A 24,256-nucleotide genomic window follows, 5' to 3' on the forward strand; every position below is an offset into this window, starting at 1 on the left:
CAAAATTAAAGCATGCAGGGCAATTATTTTTCAACTCGTTACGCCCCGCTTTTGTACCGATGGCAACTGGCGGCAAACAGCAGCCGGAAAACTTTTACCTTGATGTTTTAAAGTCAACAGATGAATCCCCATTTTCCCGAACTGCTTGCCGGCGGCGACCTGCGCACTATTGGCGCCAGTAACAGTGTTGTACGGCAGGTAAGCACGCAGAAAGTATTCGATGAATTGTTTGCCTGCACCCGGCACCCAAACCGAAAGGTGGTGATGCGCAGCCTCGATGCCGTTGAAAAAATAACGGCGGAACAGCCGCAGTTTTTGGCCGGGCACAAAAAGGAATTGCTCTCATTATTGGAAACAGCGGAACACAAGGAAGCCAAATGGCACCTGGCGCAATTGGTGCCGCGATTGCCATTAACTGCTAAGGAAACGGGCCGCGTTTGGCACCAGTTGACGCAGTGGGCATTGGATAAACGGGAAAGCCGGATTGTGCGGGCCCTTTCGGTGCAGGCGCTGCATGACCTGCTGTCACGGGTGCCCCAGTTGCAGGAAGATCTGGTTTATACCGCTACGCGGATGCATGCGGAGCAAATTCCTTCAATAAATGCACGGATCAGGAAGTTGAAACTCTTACCAAAAAAATGATGTTTGTTTTTCAAAAATTGGCAGCTGCATTGTCGATAATCTTCCTACTGATGCATTTACTTTTTACTCCTTAAAAAATGAAAGGAAAACAGGGACATCATCAACTACAGCCTGATTGAGTGCGGATTGCTTCGATGTAGCTTTTATGTAATTGTGGTGAACTACTTTTAACGCTTGATGAGAAACGGTTGATGGATTATAAACGCTACTCGTAAGTAAAACAAATGCTCAAAGACTTGTGGCTGCATCAAATTATATCCAGCCGCAACCACAAATCCGAAATCCAAAATCGTAAATCCGAAATCCCCTGCCTTCTCTACGCTTGCACCGCTTCGCCAATTACTGCTGTATGCATGCGTTGTAAAAACACATGCAATTCATTCATCGAGTTGATCGGTTCGGCTACCAGCAAAAAGTTTTTGCCCGATTGTTTGAGGCGGGCCTTGTTGGTGCCGGTTTGCACATAATCCAGAATTGATTTAAATACCGGCGCTTCGAAATAAGGCGAGTCGGGGCGGTTGATGAAAAAGCAACGCAGCACATCATCTTTCAAACTCATTTTTTCAAAGCCCAGGTCCACGGCTAGTTTGCGGCACCTAACGGTTACGAACAAGTCTGCCACTTGCGGCGGCACATCACCAAAACGGTCATGCAGTTCAGCCTGCATCGCTTGTAGTTCTTCTTCGGTTTCGCAGTTATCCAACCGCGAATACAGCGACAGCCTTTCAGTGATGTTTTCTACATAACTATCAGGGATCAAAATTTCCAGGTCAGTGTCAATCGTGCAGTCCTGCACAAAATCATCCTGCTTTGAAATTTCATCTTTAAACAGCTCTTTGAAGTCAGTGCGTTTGAGTTCGCGGATGGCTTCGTTCAATACTTTTTGGTACATCTCAAAACCAATTTCGGCCATAAAGCCGCTTTGCTCGCCACCAAGCAAATTACCCGCACCACGTATGTCCAGGTCGCGCATTGCAATCTGGAAACCAGACCCCAACTCGCTGTGTTGCTCCAGTGTTTGCAGGCGTTTGCGGCTGTCGGTAGGCAGCGTGCTCATGGGCGGCGCCAGCAGGTAGCAAAATGCCTTGCGGTTGCTGCGGCCAACGCGGCCACGCAATTGGTGCAAATCGCTCAGGCCAAACTGGTGCGCATTGTTGATGATGATGGTGTTCACGTTCGGTATGTCCACGCCGCTTTCCACGATGTTGGTACACACCAGCACGTCGTATTTTTTATCAATAAAATCAAGGATGCGTTCTTCCAGTTCGTGGCCTTCCATCTGGCCATGTGCAAACCCGATGCTCAGGTCGGGGCAAAGCCCTTGAATGATGGCGGTCATTTCCGCCAAACCGTTGACGCGGTTATGGATAAAAAATACCTGCCCGCCGCGTTCCGTTTCAAAGTAAATGGCTTCGCGGATAAAGTCTTCCTGAAACACTTTTACCTCGGTTTGAATGGGCTGCCGGTTGGGTGGCGGCGTGTTCATAATACTGAGGTCACGGGCACCCATCAACGAAAATTGCAACGTTCTTGGAATAGGCGTTGCCGTTAGCGTCAGCGAGTCTACATTGGTGCGGAATGTTTTGATCTTTTCCTTGTGCGCCACACCAAACTTTTGTTCTTCATCCACTACCAGCAAACCAAGGTCTTTGAACTTTACATCTTTTCCCAAAATGGCATGCGTGCCCACGAGGATATCGATCTTGCCTTCTTCTAATCGCTTGAGCGTTTCTTTTTTCTCTTTCGAAGTCTTAAAACGGTTGATGAAATCCACCGTCACCGGGAAGTCTTTCAGGCGGTCTTTAAATGTTTTATAATGCTGAAATGCAAGAATGGTGGTAGGCACCAACACGGCCGCCTGTTTGCCATCCACAACGGCTTTAAATGCAGCCCGCACCGCAATTTCTGTTTTACCAAAACCAACATCACCGCACACCAGCCGGTCCATCGGGTGGGGCGATTCCATGTCTTTTTTTACATCGGCAGTAGCCTTGCTTTGGTCGGGTGTGTCTTCGTAAATAAATGAAGCTTCGAGCTCGGTGGTGAGGTAAGTGTCTTTGCTGAATTGGAAGCCTTCCTGTGCCTTGCGGGCTGCGTATAATTTAATGAGGTCAAACGCAATTTCCTTGACCTTTGATTTTGTTTTTTCCTTCAGTTTTACCCATGCGTCCGAACCCAGTTTGTTTACCTTGGGCACGGTGCCTTCCTTGCCGGTGTACTTGGCAATTTTGTGCAGCGAGTTGATGTTTACATACAGGATGTCGCTGTCTTTATAAATAATGCGCACCGCCTCCTGTAGCTTGCCGCCCACTTCCAACTTTTGCAAACCACTGTACACACCCACACCATGGTCGATGTGTGTTACATAGTCGCCGGGCTGCAGTTCGCGCAGTGCACGCAGCGTAAGTGCCTTTGCTTTGTTGTACGCTTGCTTAACCTTGTATTTATGATACCGCTGAAAGATCTGGTGGTCGGTGTAGCACACCAGTTTCAGATCTTCTTCAATAAAGCCTTCATGAATGGCGGTGGCAATAGGCTGAAAATTGATCTCCGCTTTCAGGTCGGTAAAAATGCTGTACAACCGTTCGAGTTGCCGCGCATTTTCTGCAAAAATGGCCAATTGAAAACCTTTTGCTTCCCAGCTTTTCAGGTCTTTGATCAACAGATCGAACTGGCGGTTGAAAGCAGGTTGCTGTTTGGTGTGGAATTCAATTTCGGAGTAGGTGCCAGCAGCCGGCCTGCGGCCAAAATGCACTTGATGAAGCTGCGCTAATTCAGCTAAAAACAAATCGGCTGTTGTAAAATCTTGTGTGCTGATTTCTTTTTTTACCAGCGAAGCATCTTCTTCTTCCACCGCCGGTTTGTTGCGGGCACCTTTGCCGGTCATGGGCACAGCCGGTTGCTGTTGCGCCGCCAGCAGGTCCATAAACAATTGCAGGTTTTCCTCTTCAATCATCAGGCGCTCCTGCACCAGTTCCACGTCCTGCATCCAAATCACCGTGTTCTCGGGCAAAAACTGCAGCAAGGACACTTTTTCCTCATGTACAAACTGCGTATCCACGTTGGGAATGATGCTAACCTGCAGCAGCCGCCGTTCGGACAATTGCGTTTCGGGGTCAATGATGCGGATGGAGTCCACATCGTTGCCAAACAGCTCAATGCGGTAAGGCTTTTCGTTGCCAAACGAATAAATATCTAGGATGCCACCCCGCACGGCAAACTGGCCGGGCTCGTACACAAAATCGGTGCGTTCGAAACCAAAATTCACCAACCGCTCAAACAATTCGTCGGTATTGAGCACATCGTTGGTGCGGATGTGGATGATGTTTTCAGCAATGATTTTCGGCACCACCACTTTTTCAAAAAGTGCTTCGGGATAAGTAACCAATGCACCTACGCGGTTGCCGGTTCCATCCGAAAAACGCGTTAACGCTTCGGTGCGCAGCATTACATGCGAGGGGTTGAGCAGCCGGTAGTTTTTTCGGTTTTTAAACGAAGAAGGAAAATAGTGCAGGTTTAGTGCACTGGTCAGGTTTTCCAGCGTGTTGTGGAAATAAGCCGCATCCTCGGCATCGTTGCACACAAACACGTGATTGAGCCCGCCCAGCGACGGGTGCAGAAATGCGGCGGCAGCTACAAACTGCGATGCGCTGCCCTGCAGGTGGCTCAGGTAAATGTTTTGCGGTGCGGACATGGTGAGACCGCCCACCAGCGAAAAAATGCGGGGGTTATCTTTCCAGGGCTTCAGTAAATCCTCCATCATCATTAGGGATGCAAAGATAAAGCCGCCGGAAACGGATTTCGGATTTACGATTTCAGATTTCGGATTTGGCTAACAATCCGCCTGTCAGCTTAAATCGTACATCCAAAATCGACAATCGTAAATCATCTAACCGGGCCAACCTTTTAGTGGTTTTAATCGTAATTTACTCCGCAAACAATCAAATAGTTTTACATGCACCTGAAGCTGGTTGCCGGAAGAATCGTTGCCGCGGCATTTATAGCAATGCCTTTTACTTTTTTAAAAACCACAACCAGCTTTGGGCCGGAGCGCATTGGCGGATGGAAAGAAATTGAAGCGCTGGGCGGCGAAGAGGAAGGTGAGGAGGAAGAGGAAGGCAAAAAAGCCGAATTCAACCGGCGGCGCCTGGAGCACGAAATAAAAATGCTGCGCAACCCCATTACCGGCCGCATTCCAAAAGACTTTCACCAGAAGGAACTGGCTGCGGTACGGCAAATAAAAATGCGCAAAGGCGCGGCACCGTTTCTCAACGGCATCAGCGGACTGGAGGGTACCCAAACCAACAACAGCTACGTAAGCCTGGGCCCCAACAATGTGGCCGGCCGCAGCCGCACCCTGGCCGCCGACCGCCGCAACGCCAATATTTTACTGACCGGTGGCGTAACGGGTGGCATTTTCCGCAGCGCCGATGGCGGTGCCAACTGGACTTTTGTATCGCCGGAAAACGAGATCCGCAGCGTTACCTCCATCGTCCAGGATCCTACCAGCCCCGATATCTGGTATTGTGGTACCGGCGAAATTTATTACCCTGCTTCGCAATCGGCCACGGCTACCACATTTGGCTATGGCATTTTTAAAAGCACCAACAACGGCGTAAGCTGGACCAAACTCAACGTCACCGCAGCAGGCTCGGAGCATATTTTCGACAACCGGTTCGACCTGGTGCACCGCCTGGCCGTACACCCCACCACCGGCCATGTGTATGCGGCCATTCATGAGCGCATTGTTCGCTCTACCGATAAAGGCGCCACCTGGGCCACGGTGTTAACCGGCAGTGTTTCCAACAACATTTTTGGCGGCCTTACCGAGATTCATATTCCTACCAACGGATCGGCTATTTATGCTGCTTTTTCCGGCGGCGGCCCCGATCCGCAATTGGTGAACCGCGACCGCGCCATTGCCGGCGTGTGGCAAAGCACAACCGGTGGCTCCGGCGAATGGACGCGTATTGCCGGGGGCCAAAGAGGCCAGGCCGATTCGGTAGCTGGCTGGCGGCCTTTTGGCCGCTGGGGGCGTGTTGTGTTGCAAACAAATGGCGCCGGCAACCAGCTTTTTGTTCTGTATAAAAATGGCGAAAGCGCCGAAGACGGCGACCCCGAGGCCGACCTGTTCCGGGCAAATATTGCGGGCACGCTGCCCAACAACGCGGCATGGACCAACCTGAGCGCATGGGTACCCGACGAACCCAATTTCGACGAGCCGGGCATTGACCCATACACCACGCAGTTTGAAGGCTACAACATGAGCATTGGGGTAAAACCTGATAACAACAACATTATCTTTATTGGTGGCACCAACCTGCACCGCGTAAACCTGTCCGAAACCGACCCGGCCCGGAAGTTCCGGCGCATTGGCGGCTACGGCGGCGGATTTTTCCCCAATGCCCAACTGGCATCGCCATACGACAGCGACCAAAGCAACCCCAACAGCGGCGACCCGCACCACCCCGATATTCATTACATAACATACCTGCCCAACAGCAACAGCACTTTGTACACGGCATCGGACGGCGGCATCCACAAAACCCGCACTACTGACCTGGCCGATACGGTGCGCTGGACCTCGCTGAACAGCAACCTGCAAACCATGCAGTACCAGTTTGTCAGCATTATTCCCGATACGGAGGCCGACTGGATCATTGGCGGTGCGCAGGACAACGGCACTTATGTAAACCTGGATGTGCCCGCCAGCCGGGAGCATATCCGCATTGGCTCGGGCGATGGCGCTGCAGCAGCGATTTCGGATTTTACCAAAACCGGCAACAACTGGAAGCAATACTGGTATTTCAGCAGCTCGGGCGGCAATATCTTCCGCTCCAATTTCGATTGGCGCCTCACCAACGGTACGCTTGATTTTGTAAGCAACAGCACCAACGATATTACCCCCAACGGCCGAAAAGAGGAAGGGCAGTGGCTAACGCTGTTCATCATGGACCCCGATTCGACAAAACACCTGTACTACACCAGCGATAACCGCCTGTACCGAACGCTGAATGCGCCATCGGTGAACGAAAATAACTGGACGGAAATTTCGGGTGTGCGGGCCGTGGTGCCTTCGGGTAGCTCTTTTTCGGCTATTGCTTTGAGTAAGATTGCCGGCCGCAGTACCGTGCCAAATAAGCGCTTGTTTTTAGGCACCGACGATGGCCAGGTGTACCGCATGGATAGTGCGGATTTAAAAGGGCCTGCCACCAGGCCGGTGAATATTACGCCTGCCACTATGGTCAATGGCAGTTATGTATCGGGCATTGCGGTAAACCCGCGCAACCCCGATACGGTGCTGGTTACGGTTTCCAACTACGACGACGGAGGCGATATTGTACACAACATTTTCTGGTCGGGTAATGCCACCAGCGCCACACCTACCTGGCAAACCATTGACGGTGAACTGGAGCCGGTATCGGCACAGAGCTGCGCCATAGTGGTAACCCGAGCCGGCGTGGAATATTATGTGGGCACATCGGTGGGGCTGTACAGCACGGCCAACATTACCGGTGAAAGCACGACCTGGTTCAACGAAGGTGGAGGCATGCTCAAACGGGCCATCATCCGGTCGATGATGGTGCGGCCCGAAGACAATGCACTGGTGCTGGGCACGCATGGCAACGGTGCGTTTTACTCCGTTATTGGCAATGCCATTAGTTATGATGGCAGCCCAACGCCGGAGCCGCAACCGGGCAGCGGCAATTTTATTACCGCCATTGCGCCAACACTTACAACAGGTGCCGTGCCGGTCAATTATTTTGTGGGCACCGCCAATGTTACACGGATTTCGGTGCAGGTGTTCAACAGCATTGGGCAATTGCTCTACCGCGAGGAGCGGGCTTACTCCAACAGCGGCAACTCGGTTGATTTCAGCCGCTACCCGCCCGGCGTTTATTTCCTCCGCATCATGAGTGTGGATGGCAAGGAAAAGCGGGTGCAGAAGATTATGAAACAGTAACCAGTGATTTGTGGGATTGGAAAGGATTGAAATGACTGGTTTATTATAGTACAAAAATGCCCTGCGAATTGCAGGGCATTTTTGTTGGGGAATATGATGTTACTCGATTGGGCTTATTGGGCTCAATACAAATAATAAAGCGTGATGAACTTGTTTGTTCTTATGAATTTGCTGCTTCAAGGATTGCAGATAGTTGGTAAAAAATTATCTGCTAAAGCTCAATCGTTTTGATAAAAAAAGAAAACCTCAAAGCGCCGATTGCAACGATAAAAGTCGAAAGACAATTTACCCCGCCGATCACCAAATCGTTTCAATCCTTTCCAATCATACAAATCACTGGTTCCAAATTACTGGTTAAAAGAAGGGCCGGCAAGAATGCCAGCCCTATAGCCTAAACCGTCCGACAAAAAATATCTTGAAACTTGTTGAAGTTTAATTTCGAATTCGTCCAATTTGTTTCAACTACTATGCCATGTTTGCCCGTATCGGACTATTACGACTAAAATCGGGTATTATCCCTTTTTTGTAATTTGGCCCAAACTCCACCCATGGCCCTACAACCCTGGCGCACCGGCATCATTACCCGCATAGAACAGGAAACGCCCAACACACGCCGCTTTTGGATCCAGATACCCGAGTTGGACCGGTTCGATTTTTTGCCGGGGCAGTTTATTTCGCTGGACTTGCCCATACACGAAAAGCCGCACAAAAGGGTACGCAGTTACTCCATTGCATCGGCGCCGGATGGGACCAATACAGTAGAGCTGGTGATTGTAAAACTGGACGGAGGCGCCGGGAGCACTTATCTTTTTGAAGCAGGTAAAATAGGCTTGGAGATGCCGGTGCGTGGTCCGCTGGGCGTGTTTACGCTGCCGCAAAATATGGAGCAGGACCTGTACTTTATCTGCACCGGCACCGGCATTGCGCCGTTTCGCAGCATGCTGCATTATATCAATGAGCACAATGTGCCGCATCGAAATATCAACCTCATTTTCGGCACCCGCACGAAAGAGGATCTTCTCTATTTTGAGGAAATGCAGAGCTTAGCGCAAAAAATTCCACAATTTCAATATTTCCCCACCTTGTCCCGCGAACAGTGGGACGGATGCTGCGGCTATGTGCACACCATTTACGAACGCCTGGTGCTGGAGCAAAAAGAAGCCACCGGCGAACTGCCACCGGCATCGTTCTTTTTATGCGGCTGGAAAAATATGGTGGACGAAGCCAAGCAAAAAATACTGGCGCTGGGCTATGATAAGAAGAGTGTGCACCTTGAGCTGTATGGATAATTAAGTCAAAAGGCAAAATTCAAAAGTCAAAAGGGGGGTCGTTATTTAACGGCTTCTTTTTGCCTTTTTACTTTTGAATTTTGACTTTCCCATTGCCGCTTACTTTTGCCGAAACATAACAGCCATCGCCACTTCTCCCGCCATATTATCGCACCCCATTGAGTACCTGAAAGGCGTGGGCCCGGCCCGTGCCGACATGCTGAAAAAAGAGCTGGGCCTGTTTACCTTCAACGACCTGCTGCATTTTTTCCCGTACCGCCACCTCGACCGCACCAAGCTGCACAAGATCATCGACCTCACGCCAGCCATTGAGTTTGCACAGGTACGGGGCCGCATCCAAACCATTGAAATTGTGGGCGAAAAAAGTGCACGCCGTCTAACTGCATTATTGCGTGATGAAACCGGCGCCATGGAGCTTACCTGGTTCCAAGGCATTAACTGGGTGCAAAAAACGCTCAAGGAAGGCATGGCCTATGTGGCCTTTGGCAAGTTGGGTTTTTTTATGGGCAAGCCCCAAATGGTGCACCCCGAACTGGAAGTACTGAATGGCGAAATGGCTGCAGTAAAATCGCACCTGGATCCAATTTATTCCACCACTGAAAAATTAAAATCGCGGGGACTGGGCGGCCGCCAAATGGCCAATTTTACCGCTGCGCTGTTTACCCTCATCAGCGACCGCGACCTGCCCGAAAACCTGCCCACCCAACTGGTGGCGCATTACGGTTTTGTAAACCGGTTTGAGGCATATCGGCAGGTGCATTTCCCGGCATCGGCGCAGCAGTACGACGAAGCAGTGCGCCGCCTGAAGTTTGAAGAATTGTTCATAGCGCAGGTGCGGCTGGCACTGGTGCGGTTGCAGCGGCATACCTCATCGCGGGGTGTGGTGTTCGATAAAGTAGGCACCTATTTCCTGGATTTTTACAATAAATACCTGCCGTTTCAACTAACCGGCGCACAAAAGCGGGTATTGAAAGAAATTAGGCAGGACACCGCTACCGGTCACCAGATGAACCGCTTGTTGCAGGGCGATGTAGGTTCGGGTAAAACCATTGTGGCCTTGCTGTCGATGCTGCTGGCGGTGGACAACGGCTTTCAGGCCTGTATGATGGCGCCCACCGAAATTTTAGCGCAGCAACATTTTACCGCCATCAAAGAATTGCTCAAAGACATGCCCATTGGCGTGGAGTTGCTAACCGGCTCCACTAAAACCGCGGAGCGCAAACGCCTGTTGCCGCAGCTGGCCGATGGCTCGCTGAGCCTGCTTATTGGCACACATGCACTCATTGAAGAAGTGGTGCAGTTTAAAAGCCTGGGGCTGGTGGTGATTGACGAGCAGCACCGATTTGGCGTGGCGCAACGGGCACAGCTTTGGAAAAAAGCAGCCATTCCGCCGCATGTGCTGGTAATGACGGCAACGCCCATTCCGCGAACGCTGGCCATGACGGCCTACGGCGACCTAGACTACAGCGTGATGGACGAATTGCCGCCGGGTAGGCAACCCATTACCACCGTTCATCGTTTTGATGGATACCGGGTAAGCGTACTCGATTTTGTGCGTACCGAAATAGACAAGGGCCGGCAGGCATACATCATTTTCCCGCTCATTGAAGAAAGTGCCAAACTCGATTATGAGGACCTGATGCAGGGTTACGAACATGTGAAGTCGCTGTTCCCCGAACCCCGTTATTGGATCAGCATGGTGCATGGTCGCCAGCCCGCCGACCAAAAAGACTGGAACATGCAACGCTTTGTGCGTGGCGAAACTCAGATCATGGTATCGACCACGGTGATTGAAGTGGGCGTAAATGTGCCCAATGCCTCGGTGATGGTGATTGAAAATGCGGAGAAATTTGGTCTATCGCAGCTGCACCAATTGCGGGGCCGCGTAGGCCGCGGTGCCGAAAAAAGCTATTGCATCCTCATTACATCGCCCAAATTGAGCAACGATGCCCGGGAACGCATCAAAACCATGGTATCGACCAACAATGGTTTTGAAATTGCAGAAAAGGATTTAGAACTGCGCGGTCCGGGCGATATTGAAGGCACCCGGCAAAGCGGTGCAATGAACCTTCGGCTGGCCGACTTGTTGAAAGATAAAGCCATACTGGAAGCCGCAAAGGAAAGTGCCGAAAGCCTGGTTACATCCGACCCTGAGCTGAACAAGCCCGAAAACAGCAACCTCCGGAATTACCTGCAATCGATCAAAGGAAAAACGCCGTGGAGTAAAATCTCGTAAGTTGTAAGTACCCCGATTGTTGGAGTGCGGTTATGAGGTTTGGTAAATGTGCCAAAAGGCATCGCCTTTTATTTGGTTGTACGAGGTTTATATATCTAATCGTTTCTATTGTATAGGGATTTCATACCCGGTTTTAAGAGCCTGATTTAATAAAGCAGCGGGGGTAGGATATTGCAGTGCTAAGATTTGCAAAACTTAAACATTTGGCTTTTTGCTGAGGTACAATAAAATGCAGTTTAAAAATGTTAACTTCAAAAGTACCTTGAGATACAAGCTTTACATACTCTTCATCCTTGCCTGCCTGCCCACCTTATTTGCCTTTGGCCAGTATTACGAGGCCGTGCAGTTTATCGAAAACAAAGGCCAGTGGGATAGCCGCGTCCGGTTTATGGCCGAAGTGCCTGCCGGCGAAATTTATATCCACCAAAACGGGTTTACCATTGTACAGCACAGCCCCGACGACTGGGAGGGCCTGGCCGAACTGCGCCACGGGCATGCCGGCCATTTGGAAGCCGTAAAAAAAGAACCCACATCTACCCGGCCGGTAGCCATGCGGTCGCATGCATACCGGGTTGATTTTGTGGGCGCCAATACCGCTGCTGCCCTGGAGCCCGATAAGCCGCTGGCCAACTGGAACAATTATATTTTGGGCAACGATCCCAAGAAGTGGGCCTTTGAATGTAAAATTTACCAGGGCATCACCATCCGCAATCTTTATCCCAATATCGACATCCGGTATTACTCCGAAAACGGCCGGCTTAAATACGACCTGATTGTGCAGCCTGGTGGCAACCCGGCCCTCATCAAAATGCAGTATCATGGCGTAGAGGGGCTATCGGTAAAAAATAAACAACTGCACATTCCTACCTCGGTAGGCACACTGAAAGAATTGCCGCCCTACAGCTATCAATATGTGGCAAAAGGCAAAACAGAAGTGGCCAACCGCTACCTGCTGAAAGGTAACACCGTAAGCTTTGATGTGAAAGCCTACGACCGCAACGTGCCGCTGGTAATTGACCCCACCCTCATCTTTTGCACCTTTAGCGGCAGCACCCGCGACAACTGGGGCTTTACGGCCACCTATGGTCCCGATGGGTCGATGTACGGAGGCGGCATTGCACTGGAAGGCGGTTTCCCCGTTTCGCCCGGTGCTTTCCAACTCAATTTTGGCGGCGGCACCAACCCTGTTCCGGAAGATATTGTCATCATCAAACTCAGCCCCGACGGCAGCCAGCGTATTTATGCCACTTATATTGGCGGCTCCACCAACGAGCAGCCCCACAGTTTGATTGTAGATGCGCAAGGCAACCTGGTGATTGCGGGCCGTACCAATTCGCCCAACTATCCCACTACCGGCGACAATTTTGGTACAAACGGCGGCTATGATATTATCGTAACCAAACTCAACGCAACCGGCACGGCACTCATTGGTTCGCGGCGCATTGGTGGCACGGGCAATGATGGTGTAAACATCAACGATACCCGCAATGGTGTAAACTCGTTGCAGCGCAACTACGGCGACGACGGCCGCAGCGAAGTGATCATTGATGGCGCCAACAATATTTACGTGGCATCCAACACCCGGTCGCAAGACTTTTTTACCAGAAACGCAGTGCAAACCAGGCTTGGTGGCGACCAGGATGCGGTGGTGATTAAAATGACACCCGATGTTTCCGACGTTATTTTCAGCACTTACCTGGGCGGCACGAAAGACGATGCTGGCTATGTGCTGGCCATCAATCCCGTAACCGGCAACTTGTACGTAGCCGGCGGCACTGCCAGCAGGGATTTTCCGGGCAACAAACAAGGCAGCATTTACCCGGCAAACCAGGGCGCATCCGACGGCAACATCGACGGATACATTGCCATTTTTACACCCAACGGCGCTTTGGAAAAAGCAACATATATGGGCACGGCCGGCATCGACCAAGTGTACGGTATCCAGTTCGACCAGCGTGGTTTTCCATACATCACCGGGCAAACTTCCGGCTCATGGCCCGTTGAGAATGCGGCTTACTCCAACCCCGGCGCCAAGCAGTTTATTTCCAAACTGCAACCCGATCTTTCGGCTTTTGTTTATTCCACTGTTTTTGGCAAACCTGCAAACGAACCCAGCATTTCGCCCACTGCGTTTCTTGTAGACCGTTGCGAGAACGTGTATGTTTCGGGCTGGGGCGGCGGCGTGTCGGACCGGAGCAACCCGTATAATTCTTCGGGCACCATCGGGCTGCCGGTAACACCGGATGCTATTAAGCCCACCACCGATGGCCGCGATTTTTACTTTTTTGTATTGCAGAAAAATGCCACTGCCCAGTTGTTCGGGTCGTTCTTTGGGCAGGATGGCGCAGCATCGGACCACGTGGATGGCGGCACCAGCCGGTTTGACCGGAATGGTGTGGTGTACCAGGCCATTTGCGCCAACTGTAAACAATTTGGCAATGCGCCGTTCCCCACCACGCCGGGTGTTTGGTCTGAAAACAACCCTTCGCCGGGCTGCAACCTGGCACTGGTGAAATTTGAAATGAACTTTTCGGGTGTGCGTTCCGGTTTGCGTTCGGCCATCAACGGCGTGCCCCGCGATACCGCCGGTTGCGTGCCGCTGACCGTTGTGTTCAGCGATACCGTACGCAACGCCGTAAGCTACGAATGGATGTTTGGCGACGGCAGCGCACAGGTAACCACCACCGAGCCTACCGCAACACATACTTATGAGCGGGTGGGTTCGTTCCGCGTGATGTTGGTGGCTATTGATTCAAGCACCTGCAATGTGCGGGACACTTCTTACATCAACATCAGGGTAGGCGATATTGAAGCCAAAATTGATTTTAACCCGGTAAAACTGGAGCCCTGCGATTCGTTTAGTTATCGCTTCGATAACCTATCGGTGGCACCGGGCAGCCAGCCGTTTACCGGCCAGTCGTTTGTGTGGGATTTTGGCGATGGTACGCCAAGGCTACGGGCAGGCAGTGCACCGGTGTTTCACAAGTTTACCACGCCGGGCACTTATAATGTCAAACTTATCCTCGTCGATTCGGCGTATTGCAATCTTGGCGACTCGGTGGTAAAAACACTTCGGGTAGCCGCCACCGTTACTGCCAGCTTTGATATTCCGGGAACCGGTTGTGCACCGTTCACCGCCGTATTCAACAATACATCACTGGGCGGGCAAACCTTCCTGTGGTCGTTTGGCGATGGCAACACTTCTACCGAAAGCAGCCCGCAGCACATTTACACACAACCCGGCACTTACACCGTAAAACTGGTGGTAACCGATCCGAATACTTGTAATGTAACCGACTCGGCTTCAGTAACGCTCAATGTTGCAGGCAAACCTACCGCCAGCTTTGTAGCATCGCCGCAACCACCAACCGAAAATACGCCCATCACGTTCACGCCAACCGTTTCGCCGGATGTGGTGGAATGGCGCTGGTATTTTGGTGATGGCGACAGCCTGGTTACCCGTGTGGGCGGCCCCGTGCAGCATGAGTACAATAGCACCGGCAACTTCAACGCCTGCCTGGTGGTGGCCAATGCCGCCGGCTGTACCGACACGGTTTGTGCGCCGGTTGAAACCCTGGTACGCATTGCCGTGGATGTGCCCACTGCATTTACCCCCAACAGCAATGATGTGAACAGCGTGGTATTTGTGCGGGGCTACGGCATTGCCAAAATGAAGTTTACTGTATGGTCGAGGTGGGGTGTGAAAGTATTTGAAACTGCCGACCGGAAAATAGGTTGGGATGGCCGCTACAAAGGCACCCTGCTGCCGATGGATGCCTACGCCTACACACTGGACGTGGAATTTTTTGATGGAACCAAGGTGACGAAAAAAGGAGATATAACCTTAATCAGATAAAGAGGGAGGAGGATTTATGAGACCAATGTTCAAGCAACTTGCCATAGCGTGGGCCTTGCTGGTGTCGGTGGCGGCACAGGGGCAGGACCTGCATTTTTCGCAATTTTTCAATTCGCCGCTGACCACCAACCCTGCCAACACCGGTTTTATCCCCGATGGCGACTACCGGCTGGGGGCCAATTTTCGCAACCAGTGGTCGTCGGTAATGACCTTGCCCTATAAAACCATGAGCGCTTTTGGCGATATGCAGGTAGCCAAAGACCGCTTTGAAAACGGCTGGGTAGGTGTGGGTGCCGTGGTGCTGCGCGATGTGGCGGGCAGCGGCAACCTTACTTCCAACAAAGTGTACGGCTCGGTAGCTTACCACCAGATGCTGGGTTTTGCCAGTTTGTTGAGTTTGGGTTTTAATATCGGCTACGCCAATAAAACCATCAACTCGTCGAACCTGAAATTTCCCGACCAGTTCGATGGCCGTTTCTTCGACAATAAACTGCCGACATCTGCAGTACTGGCCAAAAACAATGTTGGCTACCTCGACCTGCAGGCGGGTTTAAATTATGCGCTGTTCCCAACCGATAAGATTTATGTAAACACCGGCTTTTCGGTGCACCACATCAACCAGCCCACCGAATCGTTTTTTGAAAACGACGGTGTGCCCACCGATAACCGCATACCGCGCCGCTACATTGGTTTTTTAAACGGCAGCTTTATGCTGAATGACCAATGGATACTGAACCCCAATGCGTATTATACCACGCAGGCCGGCGTATCGCAACTGGTGGTGGGCGCCAATGCGCATTACAACCTGTCGGGTGATGGTGAGAACATCCTGATTGGCGGCATGTACTACCGGCACAACGAAGCGGTAATCCCGATGATTGGCCTGGGTTATAAAGACTACATGTTTACATTCAGCTACGATGCTACGGTTTCAACGTTGAAAAATTATAACAATACCCGCGGTGCGTTTGAGTTTTCGCTGGTAAAGCAGGGCGTGTTCAACCAGTTCCGCGGCGACCGCAGGGCAACAATTTGTCCTTCGTTCAAAAACCTGTAACCGGTGATTTGTGGGATTTGAAATGATTTTAAGGAGGGTGCCCACAAGGACACCTTTTCTTTTTTTAATTAACTAAGCACGCATTAAAGATGCAGTCCTTATCGAAATGACGAATTCACGATTCCCCATTCACGATTGACGTTTCACGTTTCACGATCCCCTCACCCTTCCTTCCGCTGCAATTTTCTCAAACATCTTCCCTGTTTCGTTAAACAAATTTCAAGAAATCCATCTCTTCAATCCTTTTTCATCATAATAACCACTGGTTTTCCGAACTTAGCAACCCTAACAAACCGCATTTTATTTTCAATATGACAACCGCCATCCAAACGCTTCCGGTGCTGGAACAGCTCGATAACTTCCGCAGCATTGTGGGCGAACAATATGTTTTTGTGGACGAAGAATCGTTGAACAACTATGGCCACGACGAAACAGAGCACCTGCTTTTTTTGCCTGATGTGGTGATCAAACCCCGCACCGCGGAAGAGATCAGCGCCATCATGAAAATATGCAACCAGCACGGCATCCCGGTTACGCCCCGCGGCGGCGGCACCGGTCTCAGCGGCGGCGCATTGCCCCATTTGGGCGGCGTTTTGTTGTCGATGGAGCGCCTCAATACCATTTTGCATATCGACGAACGCAACCTGCAGGTAACCACCGAGCCCGGCGTGATCACCGAAGTGCTGCAGGATGCCGTTAAAGAAAAAGGCTTGTTTTACCCGCCCGATCCATCATCGAAAGGCTCCTGCTTTATTGGCGGCAATATTGCCGAAAACAGCGGCGGCCCCAAAGCCGTGAAATACGGCGTGGTGCGTGATTATGTGCTGAATCTGGAACTGGTGTTGCCCACCGGCGAAATCATTTGGACTGGCGCCAACGTGCTGAAAAACAGCACCGGCTACAACCTTACCCAACTGGTAGTGGGTTCGGAAGGAACGCTGGGCATTGTTACCAAAATTGTATTGAAACTGCTGCCCTTACCTAAATACGACCTGCTGATGCTGGTGCCCTTTCAAAATTTGGAAAAGGCAGGCGAGGCAGTGAGTGCCATTTTTCGGGCGGGCTTTACACCCAGTGCGCTGGAACTGGTAGAAATTGATGCGCTGAAAATTACTGCGGCCATGGTGGGTGCTTCCGTGGTTGCCGTAACCGACGATACCGCGGCGCACCTGATTATTGAAGTGGATGGCAATAACATGGATGTGATGATGCAGGACATGGAAGCCATCGCCAACCTGATGGTGGAGTTTGAGGGCGGCGAAGTATATTTTGCCGACGATGCCCAGCAAAAAGCGGAGCTGTGGAAACTGCGCCGCCGTGCTGCCGAAGCGGTAAAGCTGGATGGCTACACCGTAGAAGAAGACACCGTGGTACCCCGCGCCGAACTGCCCGCACTGATCCATGGCGTGAAGGAACTGGGCAAGCAATACCATTTTCAATCGGTGTGCTACGGCCATGCCGGCGATGGCAACCTGCACATCCGCATCAAAAAGCCCGGTACGCAAAACAGCCAGGAAGATGCCGAACTGCAGGAAAGCCTGCGGGCACTCTTTAAGCTGGTAAAAGGTCTGGGTGGCACCATCAGCGGTGAACACGGCATTGGGCTGGTGCAAAAGGGCTTTATGGACATTATGTTTGAAGAAAGCCATATCCGGCTGATGCGCCAGATCAAGAAAGCATTTGACCCGAATAATATCCTCAACGCCGGAAAGATTTTCTAGCCGGAAGTTGAGAATTTGAACCACGAAGGCACGAAGAAACTAATAAGCACGAAGTAGGCTTTTGGTTGTTGCGCCTGGCGCTGTTGGTAAAAAAGGCCATTCAAAAGCTATGGTTTTCGTTGTTTTTAACATGTAAAAACAACCGTCATTCCTGTCTTTGTGTTCCTTTGTTCCTTCGAGTCTTTGTGGTTCAATAAAGAAACTGGTACTATGAAAAAGCACCTGCAATTAATCATGCTGCTGTTGTGCAGCAGTGCCGTTTTTGCACAGCAAGAGGAAGGCAAGGAAAACCGCTGGTTTGGCGGCGGCAACTTCGGGCTTTCGTTTGGCAACTACACCTTCATCAATATTTCGCCACAGGTGGGCTACCGCTTTACCGAGCGGGTGGCTGCAGGTGGTGGGGTTAATTTCCAGTATGTAAGCAATCGTACCCGTCGCGGCGATGAAACCATTTCCAAGTTTAACCGCGGGGTGGGTGGTCTCAATGTATTTGGCCGCGTGTATCCCATCCAGCAGTTTATGCTGCAGGTGCAGCCCGAGGCCAACTATGTGTGGGGTAAAGACATTTACTACAACCCCCGAACCGAGTATAAAGTAGGCTCGCAACTGGTGCCCAGCCTGCTCCTTGGCGGTGGTGCCGTTTTCCCAACGGGGCGCAGTGCACTGATCATTTCGATGTTTTACGATGTGCTGCAAAACGACCGCAGCCCTTACGGCCGGCGGGCCATTGTAAACTTTGGATACAATGTTGGGTTTTAAAAAAACCTCTGGATAAAAAAAGGCCGGTAGCATTTGCTACCGGCCTTTTTATTAGCCACCTGTTTTATTGGGCAACTAAAAGCGCAGTTACTTGTAATGGCCATCAAACTATTTCTGCCTGAACCCATCGCCAATAAACGCCAGCGCATCAATCAGTCCGGTGCGCCAATAGGTCCAGGTGTGGGCACCGTCCCTGATCCGGAATTCATGCGGCACGCCTTTCTCGGTCAGTGCAATTTTCAGCAGGCAGTTGCCTTTGATCAAAAAATCATCATCGCCGCAATCAATCCAGTACCGCACTTTCTTCAGGCTGTCGGCCGGCGTGGTGGCCACAATATTCAGGATTGAGTTCTTTTTCCATGCATCGTTCATGCGGCTGTCGCCCTTGAGGCCGCGGCCATACAGCTGCGCAAATGTCCGTTCCCAGGTCGCTTCGGGCATGCCTTTCATTGCGGCATCATCAAACACAGCTGCGCTGAGCGGGGCTGCTGCGGTAAATAGGTGCGGATATTTTAATGAATAAATCAGTGTTCCATAGCCTCCCATCGACAGCCCGGCAATGCCGCGGTAACGCTTTTCGGCCTTGATGCGGTAGCTTTTTTCAATGGTGGGAATAAATTCCTGCACAAAGAAATCTTCGTAAGATTCTTTGCCGTCGTATGCATTGATGTACCAACTGCTGTCGGCGTCGGGCATTATTATCACCATGGGCGGAATGGTGCCGTCGGCAATGGCTTTATCGGCCAGCCGGCCCACTTCGCCAAACTGCACCCAAGCGTTATGATCGTCGGTGTAGCCGTGCAGCAGGTACACCACGGGGTAGGAGCGCTGCGCCGTTTCGTAGCCAGGCGGCAGGTACACGGCATAGTTCACAGGGCGTTTCATCAGTTTGCTGGCTACCGTGTTTTGATCCACTATTTTACCCATTGGCTGGCCGGAAGCCAGTAGCGTCAGCAACGTGAAAACGGCGGAAAGAAAAAAGTAATGTTTGCGCATATGGAAAGCTGTTTTTTAGAATAGGACTTAAATGTAAGATGCTTTCCGGAGTGGTTGCTATTAATTGTAGGGCTTCTAATTAGGTACGCTTTTGCTAATTGAAAAATGGGAAATCGAAAAAATCCGATGGTCTGGTAAGTAGATTTACTATGCGGTTAATAAGGTTGTTCAGTAGTGGTTGAATAAAAACCTTTTGGGTAAACTATTTTGGCTATAAACTGACTTTTTTAGCGGTCTAATTTATCCGATATCCTAAAAGGCCAACGGCCGCCACTACCTATGAACTGCATTTCTACTTTGTTGGGCAACAACAATACTGCCTGCCCAAATCCGGATTTTTTTACAACAAACAATCAGACTTTCTCAAGCTCCAAAATCACTAACAAATCACGGCGTATAGCAGCGTTTTTGCTCACAGCGTTGTTGCTTTGTTTTGGCATGCCGCAGTTTGCTGCTGCGCAGGTAAAAATTGGCGACAACCCGGAAACAATCAATCCCAATTCATTGCTGGAACTAGAGGGCTCCAACAAAGGCTTGTTGGCTCCGCGTGTGGCATTAACCGATGCCAGTTTGCCTGCGCCGCTTACCGCGCCTGTTCCATCTGGCATGATTGTATACAACAGTGGCTCTGCGCTACCTGCCGGCTTTTATTTTTGGAACGGCACCAAGTGGCTGGCTGTGCAAACCACTGAGTCGGGCCGCGCCAACTATGTATTGGTTAAATCAGCCGCTGATTTACCAGCGCCAGTAAGTGGCGTTATTACCCTCAAGGCCGGCACTACTTATGAAGTGAATGGAACCATTGCGTTGAGCAATAAGATCAACCTCAATGGTTGCTACCTTGTTGGCCGTGATGCCAACAACGACCGGATCATTTATAGCGGCGCAGGTGAGCTGTTTACTGGTAATAAAGGCGGCACTTTGCGCCTGCTTACACTGAGCTCGGGCAGCAATGCCAAGCTGTTCGAACTTGCACTGCCGGCTACTGAAAATCTACTGATGCGCGATGTAATTGTAGCCGGTTGCAAGGAAGTGGGACAGATCAGTGGCGGCTACATCGTGTTTTTTAGCGTGATTCAATACAAGGCTAACACGAACGGCATCACTTATCAAAACGTCAACACCCTGCTATTGGACAACACCGCTTGGTTTGATGACAATAAAGGCACCTTTGAAAAGTTGTCCGGTTCATTTACCCATGTAAATAAACTTGGCGGCTTTAGCATGCCCATGAGTGCAAATGGCGCCACTGCTTTTGATATTTCGGCCATACCTACCATTAATGAGGCGGGCAACTTGAAGAACACCGCATTTTTGGGCACTGGTGTAAAAGTGAATGGCTCCTTTACTAAAAAATGGGAGGTGGAAGCTGCAGGTATTGCTACCGAAAAAGATGCAACTGCAACAGCCAGCTGTTACATTACTACATCGGGTGCAACCGGTATTACTAAAGCAAACACGCCAGTAAAAATCATAGGTGCCACTACTACTTCCGAACTTGTTCGTTTTACAGCGCCACAAAGCAACCGCCTGCAGTACGATGGTACCAAAAGCCGCACTTTTATAGTGAACGCTGTATTGTCGCTTACCGGTACATCCAGCACTGCTTACACCTATTCATTTTACATTTATAAAAATGGCGTTCAAGTGCCCGGATCCCGCCAGCGCACCAAAGTATATTCTGGTTCGGGCGATATACAAACAGTAGCCATTGTATGCACCGTTTCGCTGGCTCCAGGCGATTATGTGGAAGTATGGGCTGAGAACAACAACTCCACCGATGACCTCACCGCCCAGAACATGACCCTCATTATCAAATAATGCACTAAAACACGGCACATCCGAAAGCCTTGGCCTTTGGGTGTGCTGCCTTCGCTTATGAAAAAGCTTATCTACCTGTTGTGCCTTTTGGCTGCAGGTTCACATATTTATGCGCAGCAGGGGCTTACCAATGCTGGCCGAATGCAGGTGCATGGCGGCAACTTTTCTGTTGCCGGTACTTTTACCAATACATCAACGGCAAGCTTCACCAACAACGGAGCTCTTACCATCAGGGGTAATCTGCACAATGCCCAAACGGGCATGACAACCGGCACCGGCACACTGCGGATGAACGGTGCTAGTGCGCAACAAATTACCGGCACACAACCCTGGCGTACGCATCATTTAATCACACAAAACAATGCGGGTGTTTCGCTGGTTAACAAGTTGGAGGTGAAGGGCCAGCACCAATTTCTAGCCGGCATTATACAAACAAGCGGCACTGGATACTTGCAGTATGGCAATGACGCTACCTATACAGGTGCTGCCGACAACCGACATGTTGCCGGAACCGTTAGGAAATCTGGTACTATTGCTTTTGCTTTTCCGGTGGGTAATGGCACCGTATACCGGCCCGTAGAATTGTCGTCTATTCAGCAGCAAAGCACTTACGAGGTGCGGTATGGCCAGGCTGCGCCGTATACAAATCAAATCCACAACGGCCTGGTGGCTGTTTTTCCATCTGAATATTGGGAGCTGCAAACCATTTCCGGCGGTGCAGCAGTACCTACCCTCGCTTGGGATCATGCTAAAGAGGCCATGCCCGCATGGGCGCTTTCAGAGGTAAGAGTGGCCCAACTGGCTGGCACCGTATGGAGCGATGCCGGTGGTAGCGCGGTGGGCAACATCGCGGGGCAGGGCTCCATTACTGCACCATCCATGCTGTTATCCGGCCTGTATACATTTGGCCAAAAATCGGCGCCCTTGCCTTTAACGCTTGTTTCATTTACGGCTAAGCGTTCGGGTGATGCTACAATGCTGGCCTGGCAAACGGTTGCCGAGCAGGGCGTTGAGCGCTTTGCGGTGGAGCGCAGCAACGATGGTCTTCATTTCACCGAAATAGCTTCGTTGACGGCACGCAACCGCAGCAGTGAACAGCGCTACCAGTGGGCGGATGCCACCGCGATCAACCGCGTGGCTTATTATCGCCTTCGGTGTATCGATTTGGATGGAAAAGTAAAAATGTCGCAGGTGGTGGCCGTTACCGATGCGGTGAGCAACAGCCTTGCCTTGGTAACCAACCCGGTGCGGCATGCGGCACAAATCCGTGTGCCCGTAGAGATGAGCGGAAAGTATAACTACACCATTACCAATGCCGCGGGCCAGGTGGTGCAGCAGGGGAGTGTGGTGCTTGCAGGCGGTGGCATTGCTACATTGGCACTGGGGCAGCAGGTGCTGCCGGGAGTGTATTTCCTAAAACTAACCAATGGCACACAGGGGCAAATGTTGAGATTTGTGCGGGATTAAAGTGTTGAAGTTGAAACATGCTTATTTTTATACGGTTTACAAGCTACAGCTTAAATGCTCACTCAAGAAACCAACAGAACAATGAAAAAGATCAGCGCATTTTTCGCAGCAGTACTCCTGCTTTCCGCCTTTGCAATGGCCGATGTATGGAAATCGGACAAGGCCCACTCGCAGCTTGGCTTTACCATTACCCACCTGGGTATTGCCGATATTTCGGGGCATTTTAAAAATTTTGAAGTAACGGTAAACGCCTCGAAGCCCGATTTCAGCGATGCGGTGTTCGAGCTTTCTGCCGATGCGGCATCGATTGATACCGACATTGAAATGCGCGACAACCACCTGCGTTCCGCCGATTTTTTTGAAGTGGAGAAATTTCCAAAGATCACGTTTAAAAGCACGGGTTTGAAGCCTGCCGGGAAAGATCGCTACAAACTGAGCGGCGACCTTACCCTGCATGGTGTAACCAAGCCGGTAACGATGGACCTGTGGTATCGCGGCACCATCGAAAACCAATCGAATAAAAAACCCACCAGCGGTTTCCAACTTACCGGCACCATCAAGCGTTCCGATTTTGCTTTGGGCAACAAGTTTGCGCCGCCCATGCTCAGCGATGAGGTGCGCATCAACGCCAACGGGGAATTTACCAAATAAGCCCGTTTGCATCACCCCGTTTTCAGCCAAAAAAGCCGGTATTTTTTACCGGCTTTTTTGCGCCATAAATTTGCGGCAGAGTTTCGGTTTTAACGGTGCAAATCACTTACTTTAGTCACTGTTATGAGCCACGACAAAAAACGAGATGCAATCATAGATGCGGCACTCAGGCGCTTTGCACATTTTGGCGTTGCCAAAACCACCATGGCCGAAATCGGGGCCGATCTGGCCATTTCCAAAGCATCGCTTTATTATTATTTCCCCGACAAAATAAACCTGTACGCAGCGGTGCTCAAAAGCATTGTTGATAAAAGTGAGCGGGAAGATGGCCCCGCCGTGGATGCCGAGCCCGACCCGGCAAAGGCTATGGAGCTTTTTTTGGAACGGCGCACCGAGTTTATCATCAAATACTACAACATCCTTGAATTTTTAAGACACAAAACCGGCGCTCCGGAAGAGCTGGTGCCTGTGTTTGAAGACGTAAAAGAAAGAGAGCTGCGGCGGATCAATGCTATTGTAGAAAGGGGCGCCGCCCAAGGTATTTTTGCCATCAATAACCCCGAGGATAAAGCACGGCTGCTGTTCGAGTGCCTTGAAGGGCTGCGCCATATTCACCTGGAGCGGCAATCTTCTTTTTTCCCGGATAAATCAAAGTTTCAGGCGATCCTCCACCGCGAAAAAGAGTTTTCACAGATTTTTTTAAATGGTTTGGCTGTAAGGAGCTCGGCGTAATTTTTTTTGTCTTACTTTTGACTTTTAATTTAAAAAAGTCAATAATTCAGTAGGTAAAAAAGTAA

Annotated in this window: 14 protein-coding genes; 12 read left to right on the forward strand and 2 right to left on the reverse strand. The window is 50.8% G+C overall.

What is annotated here, in order from left to right; genetic code table 11:
- The first annotated feature begins 120 nt into the window (after positions 1-120).
- The gene (locus tag DRJ53_RS09375; RefSeq protein ID WP_114235369.1) at positions 121-642 is read left to right on the forward strand and encodes a hypothetical protein; all 522 of its coding nucleotides are present in this window, start codon (positions 121-123) and stop codon (positions 640-642) included.
- Positions 643-958: 316 nt separating this feature from the next.
- On the opposite strand, the gene mfd is transcribed toward DRJ53_RS09375, so the two are convergent.
- Positions 959-4,402 (reverse strand): transcription-repair coupling factor, encoded by a 3,444-nt coding sequence (mfd, locus tag DRJ53_RS09380; protein WP_241558502.1) that lies wholly within the window; start codon positions 4,400-4,402, stop codon positions 959-961.
- Between the two features lie 195 nt (positions 4,403-4,597).
- Here mfd and DRJ53_RS09385 point away from each other — a divergent pair, with 195 nt between their 5' ends.
- The 7 genes from DRJ53_RS09385 (at position 4,598) to DRJ53_RS09415 (ending at position 18,524) form a co-directional block, all read left to right on the forward strand.
- Positions 4,598-7,606, forward strand: coding sequence for a T9SS type A sorting domain-containing protein (locus DRJ53_RS09385; protein ID WP_114235371.1), 3,009 nt, complete (start codon positions 4,598-4,600; stop codon positions 7,604-7,606).
- Positions 7,607-8,154: 548 nt separating this feature from the next.
- Positions 8,155-8,895, forward strand: a complete 741-nt coding sequence (locus DRJ53_RS09390; protein WP_114235372.1) for a ferredoxin--NADP reductase — start codon at positions 8,155-8,157, stop codon at positions 8,893-8,895.
- Between the two features lie 73 nt (positions 8,896-8,968).
- Positions 8,969-11,131 (forward strand): ATP-dependent DNA helicase RecG, encoded by a 2,163-nt coding sequence (gene recG / locus DRJ53_RS09395; protein ID WP_241558503.1) that lies wholly within the window; start codon positions 8,969-8,971, stop codon positions 11,129-11,131.
- Positions 11,132-11,393: 262 nt separating this feature from the next.
- Complete coding sequence (locus tag DRJ53_RS09400; RefSeq protein WP_162303844.1) at positions 11,394-14,987, forward strand: DUF7948 domain-containing protein; 3,594 nt, start codon at positions 11,394-11,396, stop codon at positions 14,985-14,987.
- Positions 14,988-15,003: 16 nt separating this feature from the next.
- Positions 15,004-16,044, forward strand: coding sequence for a PorP/SprF family type IX secretion system membrane protein (locus DRJ53_RS09405; RefSeq protein WP_241558504.1), 1,041 nt, complete (start codon positions 15,004-15,006; stop codon positions 16,042-16,044).
- A 311-nt stretch (positions 16,045-16,355) separates the two neighbouring features.
- The gene (locus DRJ53_RS09410) at positions 16,356-17,765 is read left to right on the forward strand and encodes an FAD-binding oxidoreductase (protein ID WP_114235375.1); all 1,410 of its coding nucleotides are present in this window, start codon (positions 16,356-16,358) and stop codon (positions 17,763-17,765) included.
- Positions 17,766-17,975: 210 nt separating this feature from the next.
- Positions 17,976-18,524 carry a hypothetical protein gene (locus DRJ53_RS09415; RefSeq protein WP_114235376.1) on the forward strand — a complete coding sequence of 183 codons (549 nt, stop codon included), beginning with the start codon at positions 17,976-17,978 and terminating at the stop codon, positions 18,522-18,524.
- A 108-nt stretch (positions 18,525-18,632) separates the two neighbouring features.
- On the opposite strand, the gene DRJ53_RS09420 is transcribed toward DRJ53_RS09415, so the two are convergent.
- On the reverse strand, positions 18,633-19,520 hold the full coding sequence (locus DRJ53_RS09420) for an alpha/beta hydrolase (protein WP_114235377.1): 888 nt from the start codon (positions 19,518-19,520) through the stop codon (positions 18,633-18,635).
- Between the two features lie 438 nt (positions 19,521-19,958).
- On the opposite strand from DRJ53_RS09420, the gene DRJ53_RS09425 reads away from it, so the two are divergent.
- The 4 genes from DRJ53_RS09425 (at position 19,959) to DRJ53_RS09440 (ending at position 24,191) form a co-directional block, all read left to right on the forward strand.
- The gene (locus DRJ53_RS09425; RefSeq protein WP_114235378.1) at positions 19,959-21,341 is read left to right on the forward strand and encodes a hypothetical protein; all 1,383 of its coding nucleotides are present in this window, start codon (positions 19,959-19,961) and stop codon (positions 21,339-21,341) included.
- Between the two features lie 57 nt (positions 21,342-21,398).
- Entirely contained in the window at positions 21,399-22,808 is a 1,410-nt protein-coding gene (locus tag DRJ53_RS09430) for a T9SS type A sorting domain-containing protein (RefSeq protein WP_114235379.1), read from the forward strand.
- A gap of 81 nt (positions 22,809-22,889) precedes the next feature.
- On the forward strand, positions 22,890-23,459 hold the full coding sequence (locus DRJ53_RS09435) for a YceI family protein (protein WP_114235520.1): 570 nt from the start codon (positions 22,890-22,892) through the stop codon (positions 23,457-23,459).
- 123 nt (positions 23,460-23,582) lie between these two features.
- Positions 23,583-24,191: a TetR/AcrR family transcriptional regulator gene (locus tag DRJ53_RS09440; protein WP_114235380.1), complete on the forward strand. Its 609-nt coding sequence runs from the start codon at positions 23,583-23,585 to the stop codon at positions 24,189-24,191.
- Positions 24,192-24,256: the final 65 nt, after the last annotated feature.

Origin of the sequence: Paracnuella aquatica (genome assembly GCF_003332885.2) — a bacterium.
Classification (GTDB): domain Bacteria; phylum Bacteroidota; class Bacteroidia; order Chitinophagales; family Chitinophagaceae; genus Flavisolibacter; species Flavisolibacter aquaticus.

Coding starts and splice junctions, on each gene's coding strand:
- DRJ53_RS09375 (WP_114235369.1), top strand. CDS start 121: ATGAATCCCCATTTTCCCGAACTGCTTGCCGGCGGCGACCTGCGCACT.
- mfd (WP_241558502.1), bottom strand. CDS start 4,402: ATGGAGGATTTACTGAAGCCCTGGAAAGATAACCCCCGCATTTTTTCG.
- DRJ53_RS09385 (WP_114235371.1), top strand. CDS start 4,598: ATGCACCTGAAGCTGGTTGCCGGAAGAATCGTTGCCGCGGCATTTATA.
- DRJ53_RS09390 (WP_114235372.1), top strand. CDS start 8,155: ATGGCCCTACAACCCTGGCGCACCGGCATCATTACCCGCATAGAACAG.
- DRJ53_RS09405 (WP_241558504.1), top strand. CDS start 15,004: ATGAGACCAATGTTCAAGCAACTTGCCATAGCGTGGGCCTTGCTGGTG.
- DRJ53_RS09410 (WP_114235375.1), top strand. CDS start 16,356: ATGACAACCGCCATCCAAACGCTTCCGGTGCTGGAACAGCTCGATAAC.
- DRJ53_RS09415 (WP_114235376.1), top strand. CDS start 17,976: ATGAAAAAGCACCTGCAATTAATCATGCTGCTGTTGTGCAGCAGTGCC.
- DRJ53_RS09420 (WP_114235377.1), bottom strand. CDS start 19,520: ATGCGCAAACATTACTTTTTTCTTTCCGCCGTTTTCACGTTGCTGACG.
- DRJ53_RS09425 (WP_114235378.1), top strand. CDS start 19,959: ATGCCGCAGTTTGCTGCTGCGCAGGTAAAAATTGGCGACAACCCGGAA.
- DRJ53_RS09430 (WP_114235379.1), top strand. CDS start 21,399: ATGAAAAAGCTTATCTACCTGTTGTGCCTTTTGGCTGCAGGTTCACAT.
- DRJ53_RS09435 (WP_114235520.1), top strand. CDS start 22,890: ATGAAAAAGATCAGCGCATTTTTCGCAGCAGTACTCCTGCTTTCCGCC.
- DRJ53_RS09440 (WP_114235380.1), top strand. CDS start 23,583: ATGAGCCACGACAAAAAACGAGATGCAATCATAGATGCGGCACTCAGG.